Genomic DNA, 13,085 nt, shown 5'->3' on the forward strand with positions numbered 1-13,085 from the left:
CCCTTGCCCCGCCCCCGAGCCCGCAAGTGCCGAAGCCCAAGTTGCGACGGGACGCAACGGTGATCGCACCGGCTGGCCCGCCTGCCCCAGCCGGTACGGGAACGATCATTCTCGCGATGGTGCCATCAGCACACATGGCGCCCCCCGGCGAGCCGGTTGCTGCAATCTCGGGGGGAGCCTTCGGCAGACCGCCCTCGCCGTCGAGCCCGCCTTTGTCCCAGGACGACGTTGTCGATGCAGCCGCGTTCGCCAGCTATCCCTCGCCGAACCCGTTGGTGGCCGCCGCCGCGCCGCTCCTCATGGCACTTGGCAATTTGCGTGCCTTGCCAGTACGGATCGAACCGACGGAACTCGCCGGCCGCTTGGCGAATCTGATCCAGCGGTTCAACGATCGAATTGCTGTTTCGAGTGTATCGGAGGCGGACGCGCGCATCGCCGTCTTTGCCCTGTGCGAGACCTGCGACGACATCGTGCCGACGCTGCCCGGCATCGACCGAGACGCTTGGCTACAGATCGGCATGCTGTCGCAGTTGTTTCGTACGACAACCGCCGGCCGCGGCTTCTTCGATGCTCTGAACAAGATGCTGGCGACGCCGGAGGCGCATCAGCCGCTTCTCGAATTGATGTATGCCTGCCTCTCTCTGGGCTTCGAGGGGCAGTATCGCGGAATGGACCGACGCGAAGGGTTGGAGCGGGTCCGGCGCGACGTCTACGACACGCTGCGTTACTTCAAGCCGCGCCCCAGCGAGTTGTCACCGCATTGGACACCGTCACCCGCCACCGTCCAGCATGAACGGCGCCTGCCGCTCTGGGCTGTCGCCGCCGCGGCGGTTGCTCTCGTGACGGGTGCCTTTTTCGGGATGCGGAGCGTCATCACCGACCGGGGCGAAGCGTTGGCCGGTGAGCTTCTGACGCTCGCGCCATCTGCGCCGGCAGCGATCCAGCGGGCCAGCTTCGTTCCCTTTACCGAAGATGTGAAGCCACCAGAGGTCGTCCAGCAGCGCATCGCGCTTATCCGTGCGGCTCTTGCCAAGGAGATCGCGCTCGATGTCCTGACTGTGGAGGCCAAGGGCGACTTCATTCAGATCGAGATCGGCAGCCAGCTTCTGTTCAAGTCGGGTCAAGCTAAAGCCGATCCGAGTTTCGATCCCGTCGCCACGACGATTGCGGCGGCGCTGGACACACAAAGCGGCGCCATCCGCATCATCGGCCATACCGACAATATCAAGCCGAGCAAGTCGAGCGCCTTTAAGTCCAACTACGACTTGTCTCTGGCGCGCGCCGAGGCCGTCCGGAGCGCGATTGCACCGAAGCTGGGCGATGCGGCACGGGTCAGCGTCGAGGGCAAGGGCGAGGACGAGCCAGTTGCTGACAATGCCAACCCGGATGACCGCGCCCGCAATCGTCGCGTCGATATCCTGATCCCCAAGGAAGAGGCGCCATCGCCACTCGAAGTCCGGATAGAGCGGACGGGCGGGCAATGAGAGCCTGGGTGCTGCACGTCTACAGTGCTTTGTCGCTGGCAGGGTTCCTCGCCGCCATCTGGTATGCGGGGCCGCTGGTCAGCGTTGCCGGGATGCAGCCTCTGGGATCGTCGATTGTACGCGCCATCATCATTGCGGCGCTCGTCCTTCTTGCTGCGACCTACCGCATCGCGCGAGCCTGGCAGGCGCGTAGGGCGGAGCAAGCACTGGAATTGGCAGCGCGCCGCACCGATGAGGTCGGCAACGATGCACCGGTGCTGGTGGCGCGCATGGGGGAGGCGATCGCGACGCTCAAGCGTTCGAGCGGGCGTCGCAACGTGCTCTATGAAGTGCCCTGGTATGTGATCATCGGGCCCCCCGGCGCTGGCAAGACGACGGCGCTTCTCAATTCAGCGCTGCGATTTCCCTTCGCGGAGACCGGCGCGAGCGATCCTGTCGCCGGGGTCGGTGGCACGCGCAATTGCGACTGGTGGTTCGCGGAAGATGCGGTGCTGATGGATACTGCTGGTCGCTTCACCACGCAGGAATCGAACCGTATCGAAGACGCCAAAGGTTGGCTGTCATTCCTCGCGCTGCTTAAACAGAACCGGCCGCGCCAGCCGATCAACGGCGTTATCGTTGCCATCAGCATCGCCGATTTGATGTCCCTGCCGCGCGAAGGCATGGCGCTGCGCGCAGCCGAGATCCGCGACCGCCTGCGCGAACTGCGCGATACGCTTAGGATCGAGTTTCCGGTCTACACGCTCTTTACCAAGGCCGATCTGGTTGTCGGCTTCGAAGATTTCTTCGGCGCGCTCGACCAGGATGGCCGCCGCAAAGTATGGGGCGCGACCTTTCAGAGCCTCGATCGCGCTCTCAACACGGCCGGCAGCGCGCCAGCCGAGTTCGACGAATTGGCGGCGCGCCTGACCGAGATGACGCCGGATCGCCTTCAGGAAATCGGCGACACCGTCGCCCGCAACGCCGCTTTCGCGTTTGCCGCGCAATTCGCGGCACTCAGGGAACGCGTTCTGCAGTTCCTGGGCGAAGTGTTCGATCCGACGGTCGGCAACCCCTATGCCCATTTGCGCGGCTTCTATTTCTCTTCAGGCACCCAGGAAGGCACGCCGATCGACCAGTTGCTCGGCGCGATGGGCCGCACCCTCGGCCGCAAGGCCGAGCCGCATCTTTCGGGGACCGGAAAGAGCTTCTTCCTGCACGATTTGTTCAAGCACGTGATTTTCGCCGAGGCGGGCTGGAGCACCTTCGACCCGTCCGCAGACCGCCGGACCCGCCTGTTTCGCGGGCTCGGCCTTGCGACCATAGCGCTTGCAACGGTCGCCGCGCTCGGCGTGATGGGGCTGAGCTTCTGGAGCAACCAGACGCTGATAACGGCCACCGCCGGCGCTCTCGATCAGTATCGGACCAATGCAGGAAAGACCGCCGGCGAGATGATGATCTCCGATTCCGATCTCGGCAACGTGCTGTCGGGCCTCGACGCCCTGCGCGACCTGCCGGCGGGCTATGCCAGCCGTGCGATGCCAACGCCGCAGTTGGAGATGTTTGGACTGAGCCAGCGACCACGTCTCGTGTCGGCTGCGACGACAGCCTATCGCGAGGCGTTGGAGCGCGGCTTTCGTTCTCGACTGCTGCTGCAGCTGGAGCAGACCATACGCGCCAGGATGGCCGATCCGGGCGGGCTCTACGGTCCGTTGAAGATTTATCTGATGCTCGGTGGCAAGGCGCCCCGTTCCGATGACGACATGATCATTTCGTGGCTGACGCAGGACTGGCAGCAGAACCGCTATCCCGGAGCCAGCAACAGGGCGGGACGCGCCGATCTCGAGGACCATCTGCGGGCCATGCTGGCGCTCGATGGCGATGTGGCGCCGACCTATGAACTCGACAAGTCACTGATCGAATCCGCGCAGCGCTCGTTGAGCCGCATGACGATCGCCGACAGAGCTACGGCGCTGATGCAGGCAGATGCGGAAACGGCGGCACTTGAAGACTTCTCGGTCGTCAAGCGGGGCGGCTTGCAGGCCTCGCTGGTCTTCGACACGACCGATGGCTCCGACCTCGCCAAGATGGTTGTCCCCGGCATCTACACCTATGAAGGCTTCAATCGCGTCTACATGCCGGAACTGGCGCGCATCGCCCAGAAACTCACCGATGATCAATGGTTGATCGGCGCTGACCCCGGTCGGGAAGGGGGTGGCACTGATCTTCTCCGGCTCGGGCCGGAGTTGCTCGATCGCTATGGCAAGGATTTCGCGGCGGCGTGGAACGGAGTCCTGGATAAACTGAAGTTCAAGCCGCTCGCGGCAAACAAGCAATATGTGGCGCTGTCGGCCGCCGCTTCGCCAGACTCGCCGCTGCGCCATCTCTTTGAAGCGGTCGCCCAGGAAACGGCGATCACGCGCGTGCCGACACCCGACGAGGCAGAGCGTTTCGCCAGCGCGACCGGCTCAGCTCTCAGCGACGAGGACATGGCCAAAGGTCTTGGCCGGATCGGCATCGACTATGCCACCGGCAAGTCCCAAAACCGCGCCGGCGGTGCCTTTGCCCGCATGGCGAATCAGGCTCCGGGCGCGGCGATCGAAGCGCCGTTCCGGCTCTATCAAACGCTGGTGGCGAGCGGGCAGGGGCAACGTCCCATCGACGCGCTAGTGCAGAATTTCCACGATATCTACCAGAGCCTCCTGCTGGCGGCGCAGGCACCGCAACAGGGCGAGCGCATCAGCGCCAATCTGCAGCTGCAGATTTCAGCTCTCCAAACCAATGCTTCTCGTTTACCGACGGCATTGGCGCGGATGGTCAATGCGGCCGCCGACGACTTCGAGGGCAATGTGGCGGAGGTCTCGATCGCCCAGCTCAACCAGTCACTTGCCAACCAGGTCGCCGCTTCCTGCCAGAAAGTGATCGCCGATCGATACCCCTTCGCCGCCACCAGTTCCAGCGATGTTCCGCTTGCCGATTTCACCGCGCTGTTCGGACCGAATGGCATTTTCGATCGCTATTTCGCGCAATCCCTTGCGAGGTTCGTCGATGTGAGTGCCCAAGGCTGGACCTGGAAGCAGGAGACGCGGCTCGGCCGGGAGCTGTCCCAGTCATCGCTGAAGCAGTTCCAGCGTGCGGCCACCATCCGGGACGCGTTTTTCTCGGCGGGCAGCGCCGCGCCATCGCTCACCATGGTTGTCGCCCCGTTCTCCCTCAACGCCAATGCCGATACGGCCATGCTGACCGTAGGCGGGCAGTCGGTACAAAGTCTGCGGGCCGGCGGTTCGCCCAGCACCCTGACCTGGCCGAGCGGCAATGGCGGCGCTTCTCTCGCCCTGACGCCGCAAATGTCCGGGCGCGATTCCAGCGTGGCGTTCGACGGCCCGTGGGCCTTCAAGCGGTTGCTTGATATGGCAACGATCACACCGAAGGACGACAAGCAGGAAGTTCGCTTCGTGATAGGGGGGCGCGACGTGACCTACGTTATGCAGGCCGGTGCCGGAGGCGCCGCCTTCGCTTTCGCCACGCTGGCCGATTTCAGCTGCCCGTCCACGTTTTGAGAGCGGCAGCCTGGCGCCGAGGCAAGCTGCCATCCGAGATGAGACCTGCAGCAGCATCCTATTTGCCGACGGCTTTATTACTATCCCTGTAGCCGTAGCTCGTGGCACATTGACTGAAGCGATCCGCGGAAAGGCGAGGGCGCTTGGTCAGCGCTTCATGGAAGATGAGTGACGTGGCGTTCACGTTGTCAGGCCATGGCGTAAGCTGCGAACGCGGCAGGTTCATCTTCGCCATCGACGGACTGACGGTGCATGATGACAGTTCCGGGATTGAGTTTGCGTGGTTGGCTTCATCGCAATCGATCCTCGAGCCCTTGCTTGCCGACACGCTGTGGCGCGGCGATGCGGGTGATGTGACTGTCATCATGGTGCGCGTGTCGGCTGGGCGCGTATTCGAGGCTGGCAAGGCCCTGATGGCCGAGGTGGCGAACTGATGGCCAGCGAAGACGACAAAACCCGCATCGGATCGGGCGGCATCCATGCCGGACCCGGCACGCAGCTCAGCGGCACCTATGAACTCGACGAGCGCATCGCGTTCGGCGGTATGGGGGAGGTCTGGCGCGGCCATAACATTCAGACCGGCGACCACGTCGCAATCAAGATTGTCTTGCCGGAGCTGGCACGCGACCAAACAGTTTTGTCGCTTTTCCGCAAGGAAGCCTCGATCCTCAACCATCTGTCACATGATGCGATCGTCCGCTATCACGTCTTCACCGTTGATCCCGGCATCGCGCGGCCTTACCTCGCCATGGAGTATGTCGACGGCGAATCGCTCTTCGACATCATGCGGCGCGGCCCGATGCCGGTTCACGACGTGTACCGGCTCTGTCACCGTCTGGCTTCGGGCCTCGCCGCGGTGCATAAGGCCGGCGCTATCCACCGCGACCTTTCGCCCGACAACGTGATCCTGCCGGGTGGCCAGGTCGACCGCGCCAAGATTATCGATTTCGGCATTGCGCGTTCCGTCAGCTTCGGCGGAGAGACGCTGATCGGCGACAAGTTCGCCGGCAAGTATGGCTATGTCTCACCCGAACAACTCGGGCTTTACGGCGGCGATGTCACCGATCGGTCGGACATCTACAGTCTCGGGCTCGTCTTGGCGGCGGCTCTGCGGGGCAGGCCGCTCGATATGAGCGGTTCGCAGCTGGATGTCGTCCTGAAGCGCCAGGCCGTGCCTGATCTCTCAGAAATCGATGAGAGCATCCGCTCGATCATTGAGGCGATGCTGCAGCCCGACCCACAGGAGCGGCCGGCCAGCATGGCCGAGATCGCCAGGCTGACCCGCTTCGATCTTCCTGAGGAGGTGGAGGAAAGCGTTGCGCCTCGCGTTGCGGCGCTTCGCGAGAGATTGGCCCATGCGCGGTCCACGCCGCCGCTCGGTAGCTCGGGGGCCTCGTCACCTACGAACCATACTGGACCTGCGCCGCCACCCGCCTTCGTGCCACATGAGCCCCCGCGCCATCTCTCGCAGCCCCATGCTGTTGTCGCGCCCGCCGCGCCGCCGCCGCCAACGCCAACGCCAACGCCAGAGCCGCCACCACGAAAGCGCGCCTTGGCTCTGATCGTGGTCGCGGCCCTGATCCTCGTCAGCGGTGGGGCATTTCTGCTGTTTGCGCCGGCCTCGCAGAATGAGGCGGGCAATGGCGGTGTGCAGCAGGCTGTGACTCCAAACAGCTCCGAACCGAGCAACCAATCATCCTCTCCTCCGCAGTCAGATCAGACGGCCAAGAATGACTGCATGCTTTATCGCCTGGGCCTGCTGCGGACGGACCAGATCGCCAGCAAGAAAGCGGCTTTGGATCTTTGTCCTAACCGGCCCATGGAAAAGCCCGCAGTCGCGGCCGCCCAGCTTGGGCCGGCGAAGGTGGCAGCTGATGGGCAGAACGCGGTCGATGCCCCGCCGCCAGCCCTGGTGAAGACCGATCCTGCGCTGCCCCGATTGGGCGCCAACACGAATTCGTCGACGGGTAGCGGTGCAACGGCGACTGGCAACGCGGCTGCCGATAGCGCGACCCGCGAGGCTGGGGCGAGCCAGAAGCCGCCGATCGGCAATCCAATCGGCGCCAAGCCGCCTGGTGACAACCCGGCAAATGGCGGCACGGCCAGCAGTCAGGCGACGGTGCCGCGTTCCAGCCCTACGGCATCCGATGATGGTCAGCGGGCGGCCGCTGAGGCCCCGGAGCCTGCGGGGTCCAGCCATCGTCCAGGTGATCAATCTGCTGCCGCAACGGTCAAGCCCGGTGAAAGCGCCCCCAAAACCGGAGAAACGGATCGGTCCGGGGCGAGCCGGCCATCAACGCCGATTCTGGCCTCGAACAACCTCAACGGAACCGAGGTGGCGATGACGCTGCCAACTCCGGCTGTTCCCCAACAGCCGGAGTTGGCGCCCGTACCCCTCGATACGCCCGCCCAATGGGTCAGGTGGCTCGATGGATACGATGGCGGCGACTGCTTCTATGCAAAGGCGGCAGAAGCAACCGGGCGGACTATAAGCATCGAAGGCTTTGGCAGTGCCCAAAGGCAGTTCGAAACGATGCGCGTCAGTTTCCAGACAAGGTTCCACCTCGAACCGACAGTCAGCATGGGTCTGATCGAGCCCTCGCAGTGTGAGGTGGCCAAGTTCCTTCGTGCGTTGGGCGAGAGCGATGTCGAACAGCCGAAGCTCGTGCTCGACGCCATGTCAGTTACCGACGGCGGGCTGGTTAGTGGTTCTCTGGAAACCTATGGCGGCCTGATCTCCAACGTTATGTTGATCGACCACAAGGGCATGGCGATCAACCTCGATGATCGCATCAGCGTGCAGTATGGCAGGGCCAATTTCAGCATCCCGATGGGCCTCAATGCGGCCGACAAAGCCGCGGGTAAGCCGGTTCCACTGGTCATGCTGGTGATCACCGGGCGGCAGGCCATCCATGCAGCCGATTTCTCCACGCCCCAGCCGGCAACAGTCGCGCTGTCGCAGATCCTCAACGAAATCCGCGGCAAAGAAAGCCAGTTCTCCGCCACGGCGAAGTATTTCCGGCTCGGAGGTTGATGCCGTGCCATGGCCTGCCATCCCGCTGACCGGCTCGCGCGCCATCCCGATCTGCATTGCTGTGTGACGGCGATCCTGCGGCGCCAGCGCGTCCGCTTGTCTGCGTTTTTCCTCGCAGCCCTCTTCGCCGCCTTCGGGGCGGGTGAAGCTCATGCCGAATTCACCGTCTGCAACCAGACGCTGGATGTGGTCAATCTCGCCGTCGGACAGCAGGTCGACGGCATCTACCAGACTGACGGCTGGTGGACGGTCGGCGTCAATCAATGCGTCAATTTGATCAGGGAAGAGCTGAAAAACCGCTACGTCTATGTCTACGCCACCGACGCCTTCGGCGACGCCATTCTCAACGGCTCGACCGAGATGTGCATCGATCGCCGCCGCTTCACCGTGCGCGGCATCGACGAATGCTGGCAGCGGGGCCACATCGCGGCGCGCTTTTATGAGGTCGATACCCTCTCGCAAATCCGCTGGACGTTCTTCCTTGTTGGAAGCGGCCAATGACCCATCGCCTCGATGCCAGCTTCCGGCTGCGCAAACTGGCCAATGCTGCCAAACGACGGCGGCTTCGTCGTCGCAGGTTCACCCTGGCGATTGGTTGCGCGCTTGCCCTCGTTGTCGGCGGGACCAGCATCTATTGGGCAAGGGACCATTGGTCCCATGGCGACGAGGACCAGGACCTGCAGGTCAGTGAATCTTCCGACGAGGTACCAGCCGACGCTCCGGTTTATGTGCCGGCAATCGTCGACCTCGCCGGTGACCCGATGTGGATCACGCTGGGCCCCAATGTCGGCGCGACAAGGCTGCGTGCCCTACCCAAGCCCGAGGGGCTGACCCAGCCCGGCGTCTCGGCCCAGATCCAGGTCATATCGGACAAGATGCTGTCGTCGAGCGAGCACTTCATGGCGACGATTCCGTCAACCCAGGAGGATTTTGCCTTCTACCAGGCACAGCGCACGCAGCTTGCCGGCGGAGGTGACGGGTCCGGCAGCCAGCGACCGGCGGATGAGGCCGACGAGCCGTCACAGGTGTCCAGCGCCCCGGAGCCGCCCGGCGGCTCGACCGAGAGCAATCCATCGACTGCTACGCCCGAGGCCTCTGGCGCAGATGCGCCGGGCGAGGACCTCGCGCCGGTCGATGATCCTGATGCAGGCTGGGGCGAAGCCGTCGATCAGAGCAGGACGGCGCTGCCGGCCTTCCAGAAGACGGCGATCGCGAACAACACATCGGTCGCCGTCGTGTCGGATGAGCCAGACCGCTTCGAGGCGACCGAGGACAGCTTCGTGCGGATCCTCGATAAGCGAACGCTCGAAAGCGTCGTGACTGACGCGCATTTCGGCACGGAGGAGGCCAAATCGGCCGCCGATGCGCTTCAGTCACTCTTCAACCTCGATGGCCTCGACGTCGGCTTCGTCGTCGCCATGCGCGGCTATCGCCCGCGCAAAGTCGGCCAGCAGGTGTTGATGCAGCTCTCGGTCTATGCGCCGGACAAATATATCGGCTCGATGGCGCGCGACGCCGCGGGCAATTTCGTCAAAAGCGTCGATCCCTGGGTGCCGGACGACCTCTTTCACTATTCCAATTCACAAACACAGGGGCTGCTCAACCGCCAGTACCGGCTACTCGACGCGATTTACTCGACCGCTGCCCGTAACAAGGTGCCAGCGGGCGTCATCGGCGAGGCGATCATGTATCTGTCGCGCGGGCAAGACCTCAACGCCTTCGCCACACCCGACCAAAGCCTGACGCTGATCTATTCCGAAACGCCGCGTGACCCCAATCGCGATGCAGGCCGCGTGCTCTATGTCGGCGTCCATGGCGGCGACAAGGAATTGGAATGCTTTGTCTACCAGCAGTCCGACGGCCAGTTCGCCTGCGTCACGGGCAACGATGAGGTGCATTCGCTTGCCGTAACGAACGGGATGATCACGCCGGTCAATGGCGTGATGACATCGGTGTTCGGACCGCGCATGCACCCGATCCTGGGCGTTGTGCGGTTTCACAAGGGAGTGGATTGGGCGGCGCCCGTGGGGACGCCGGTCGTGGCCGCCTTCGACGGGCAGATTACCTTCCAGGGCAATGGTGGCAGCTACGGCAACTTGATCCGCCTTGCTCATGACGACGGCCGCGAGACGCGCTACGCCCACCTGCAGAAATTCGCCATCGCCGGCGGCGTCGGCACGAGGGTCAAGGCCGGCGACCTCCTCGCCTTTGTCGGCACTAGTGGCGAGTCGACGGGGCCGCATTTGCACTTCGAGCTCTACCGGAACGGCGCGGCGATCGATCCGCTGGGCATGGTTACGACGGTTGCCTCGGAGTCCGGCGATTCGGCGGTAGAAGTGCTGGTCAACCGAATCGTGCATGTCGAAAGCGGAGGGAGCGCGCGCGCCAAGAACCCACTGTCGTCGGCCACCGGCCTTGGCCAGTTCATCGCCAAGACCTGGCTTCGGATGATGAGCACCTACCGACCGGATCTGGCTCGTTCGCTGTCCACGGCCCAACTGCTCGACCTGCGCTATGACCCGACCATCTCGCGCGAAATGGTCCGCAATCTGGCGCGCGAGGGCGAAGCCTATCTTCGAGCGCGCGGGCACGAGATCGGGGCCGGCCGACTGTATCTGTGCCACTTCCTGGGCATGGAGGGGGCACATCTGGTGCTGGCCGCGTCCAGCGACGCCTCGCTCGTCGCCCTGCTTGGTTCCGATGTCATCCGAGCCAATCCATTTCTGACGGGAAAGACGGCCGGCTACCTGATCGATTGGGCGGACAGGAAAATGCGTGGCGCGACATCCGGCGGTACCTCGCAGCCGTCTTCGGCCAATGTGCCGATCGTTGCCGCCATCAAGCAGACCTCGCCTGAATTCGAAGCCTATAAGCAGGCAATCGCCGCCATCGTCGCCCCGATCCAGGGCGCCGCCGACAGCGAGGCCGCATCAGGGACCGCCCTTTAGATGCGCCGGCAGAGGCAGGCGGCACATGCCCGCCCAGTCTCGTTCCCATTGCGATGCCAGAACCTTCCAAGATCGACCTCGCCCTGAAGATCTGCTTCGCATTTTAGCTTGACGGGTGACGGCTCGGAGCTTGTCCGGCGGGAATTTATTCGCGATCGATACGTCCGACCTGCAGCCGACACTTGACCGCGACCGAGCGTGCGTCTTGACTGCCGGAGGGTGGAGATGGGGCAGGCGATGGTCGACGGGCTTCGATTTCGCACGGCGCGTGAGCTCTATACGGCCTGCCCGTCGGTGCGTGACGCGATGACGGCGGCGCCCGACGACCGGCCTTCGCTGGATTTCTGCCGCGGGCTTTTGCAGAGCCGGGTACCGGAAGAGTCGATAACATTCTGCGCCCACCTGCTGTCTGGTCGCGCCGCGGTGTGGTGGGGTCATGAATGCCTCGGCCATCTGACCGACTGGCTGGATGGCCGCGACGTCGAAACGCTGGCCATGTTGCGCAACTGGGTCGGCGCGCCTGCGGATCCGGACTGCGCGACGGCCTTGCATATCGCTGCTTCAGTCGATGCCCAAACCCCCGTCTCCTGGCTGGTGCAGGCTGCCTATGCTCTGTCCGAGGCGTCCTCATCGGCTGCCTGCGAGGCCGCGCGCGGCGTCAACACCGGCGTCCTGGCGGCGCTCGCCCGGGTCAATTTGGAGGAGCGCGCGGCGGTGCTGTTGGCGTTTGCGGAAATGGGCATGCAACTGGCCGAACTCGAGGCATTGCGCCAGACAGCCGGCGCGGCGAGCTGACCTGTTCGTGTTCCGTCAGTTCGCCGGCGTTCCGCACCTCATTGGCAGCCATTCTGGGCCCAGTTGCGCAGCGCGGCCTTGAACTGAGTACCGAGCGGATGCTTCAAGCGCACGACCATGTCGGGGTTAGGCACGTAGGTCTTAGCCTGGTCGCATAAAAGCTGCTTCGTCCATTGGTGGCAGCCGCTGCATTCGCGGTCCCAGACGGATTTGTCGAGACCTTCGATCGGGCTGAAGAGCGGCTTGCCCTGCAGGAGTTGGGCGATGCTACGGTTGTCGATCGCTGGGTCGCCGAATTTCAAGGGGATGTCGAAGAAGACAGGCGCGTTCGATGGCAGTTTCGGAAGCTTGGCCAGGGCGGCGTCGAACGAGGCTCGGTCGGCGGCGGCCGGCGCCGGCGCCGCGCCAGCGGGTGGCGTCCCCTGGTCGGCCGGCGGCGTCGCTTCGCCAACCACGATCGGAGCGGGCGAATCTTTCCGCTTCTGGAGCACGACATCGGTACTCAGTGATCCCCCGATCCACGGCTTCTGCTGGCCAGCTGTCGATTGGCTGACATCGGCGGTCACGCGGTTCATCGTCTCGGCGATCGAAAGATCTGGTTCGCCGAGATGCGCCAGCAGCGCGGCCGAAAATGCCGACGGCTCGTCGTTGCCGCCTCTGGCAATGGTATCCGGACTGGCGGCAGAAACGATAAGGCTGCCGGTGTCGCCCGTTCCGATCGGAATTTCGGCCAGCCCGCTGCGGGCCTCCATGTCGGACGATGCTGCAAGCGCATCCGCGAGCGGATTGGCGCGGCTGGCGTCGAGGAAGACAAGGCGCACGCCGGTCTCGCGTGACATGTGCCGCAGGACCAGATCGAGCGGAATTGTCTCGAAATCGATCGCAGAGTCATCCTGCAGCGCCGCGTCCACCGGCATCAGATAATTCTTGCCGGATGCCTGCAGCGCATATCCCGCATAGTAGAAGAGAGCGATATCTGCGCCGCGTACCTGCTTGGCGAACTTGGCGATCGTCGCCAGCGCCTCAGCCTTGGTCTGGTCGAACCCGGATACGACCTCGAAGTCGAGGCCCTGCAGCTTGTCGGCAATCGCTTGTGCGTCATGGACCGAGACAGCCAGCGCCGGAGCGTTCTGATAGGCCGCGTTGCCGAGCACCAGTGCCAAGCGCCTCTCCGCCTGGGCGGCACCCATGCCGAAAGTAGCGAAAATCAGCACAAGGGCTGCCTGCGCCAGCAGGCGCGCCGTCCATGGCTTGGTTCGATCGCTCACGCCCGTCGCCCGCATCT

8 protein-coding genes are annotated in these 13,085 nt (G+C 64.0%); 7 read left to right on the forward strand and 1 reads right to left on the reverse strand.

The genetic code is table 11. The annotated features are described in order from the left end of the window. From tssL to LB518_RS21995, 7 genes are all read left to right on the forward strand, one after another. On the forward strand, nucleotides 1-1,484 hold a 1,484-nt coding region (tssL, locus tag LB518_RS21965; protein WP_502845867.1), incomplete at its 5' end, for a type VI secretion system protein TssL, long form. After that, nucleotides 1,481-5,023 carry a type VI secretion system membrane subunit TssM gene (gene tssM, locus LB518_RS21970; protein WP_224579968.1) on the forward strand — a complete coding sequence of 1,181 codons (3,543 nt, stop codon included), beginning with the start codon at nucleotides 1,481-1,483 and terminating at the stop codon, nucleotides 5,021-5,023. The genes tssL and tssM, both read left to right, overlap by 4 nt. A gap of 173 nt (nucleotides 5,024-5,196) precedes the next feature. Next, nucleotides 5,197-5,457, forward strand: coding sequence for a hypothetical protein (locus tag LB518_RS21975; protein ID WP_224579969.1), 261 nt, complete (start codon nucleotides 5,197-5,199; stop codon nucleotides 5,455-5,457). Continuing rightward, nucleotides 5,457-8,057 carry a serine/threonine-protein kinase gene (locus tag LB518_RS21980; protein WP_224579970.1) on the forward strand — a complete coding sequence of 867 codons (2,601 nt, stop codon included), beginning with the start codon at nucleotides 5,457-5,459 and terminating at the stop codon, nucleotides 8,055-8,057. Before LB518_RS21975 ends, LB518_RS21980 begins: the two co-directional genes overlap by 1 nt. Before the next feature lie 9 nt (nucleotides 8,058-8,066). Further along, complete coding sequence (locus LB518_RS21985) at nucleotides 8,067-8,558, forward strand: DUF1036 domain-containing protein (RefSeq protein ID WP_224579971.1); 492 nt, start codon at nucleotides 8,067-8,069, stop codon at nucleotides 8,556-8,558. Further along, complete coding sequence (locus LB518_RS21990) at nucleotides 8,555-11,005, forward strand: peptidoglycan DD-metalloendopeptidase family protein (protein ID WP_224579972.1); 2,451 nt, start codon at nucleotides 8,555-8,557, stop codon at nucleotides 11,003-11,005. The genes LB518_RS21985 and LB518_RS21990 overlap by 4 nt, the downstream gene beginning before the upstream one ends. Before the next feature lie 225 nt (nucleotides 11,006-11,230). Then, nucleotides 11,231-11,800 carry a DUF6931 family protein gene (locus LB518_RS21995; RefSeq protein ID WP_224579973.1) on the forward strand — a complete coding sequence of 190 codons (570 nt, stop codon included), beginning with the start codon at nucleotides 11,231-11,233 and terminating at the stop codon, nucleotides 11,798-11,800. A 38-nt stretch (nucleotides 11,801-11,838) separates the two neighbouring features. On the opposite strand, the gene LB518_RS22000 is transcribed toward LB518_RS21995, so the two are convergent. Continuing rightward, the gene (locus tag LB518_RS22000; RefSeq protein ID WP_224579974.1) at nucleotides 11,839-13,068 is read right to left on the reverse strand and encodes a caspase family protein; all 1,230 of its coding nucleotides are present in this window, start codon (nucleotides 13,066-13,068) and stop codon (nucleotides 11,839-11,841) included. Between the last annotated feature and the right edge of the window lie 17 nt (nucleotides 13,069-13,085).

The sequence above is a fragment of the Mesorhizobium sp. BR1-1-16 genome (assembly GCF_020165495.1).
In the GTDB taxonomy this organism is placed as follows: Bacteria; Pseudomonadota; Alphaproteobacteria; order Rhizobiales; family Kaistiaceae; genus Kaistia.

Coding starts and splice junctions, on each gene's coding strand:
- tssM (WP_224579968.1), top strand. CDS start 1,481: ATGAGAGCCTGGGTGCTGCACGTCTACAGTGCTTTGTCGCTGGCAGGG.
- LB518_RS21980 (WP_224579970.1), top strand. CDS start 5,457: ATGGCCAGCGAAGACGACAAAACCCGCATCGGATCGGGCGGCATCCAT.
- LB518_RS21985 (WP_224579971.1), top strand. CDS start 8,067: ATGGCCTGCCATCCCGCTGACCGGCTCGCGCGCCATCCCGATCTGCAT.
- LB518_RS21990 (WP_224579972.1), top strand. CDS start 8,555: ATGACCCATCGCCTCGATGCCAGCTTCCGGCTGCGCAAACTGGCCAAT.
- LB518_RS21995 (WP_224579973.1), top strand. CDS start 11,231: ATGGGGCAGGCGATGGTCGACGGGCTTCGATTTCGCACGGCGCGTGAG.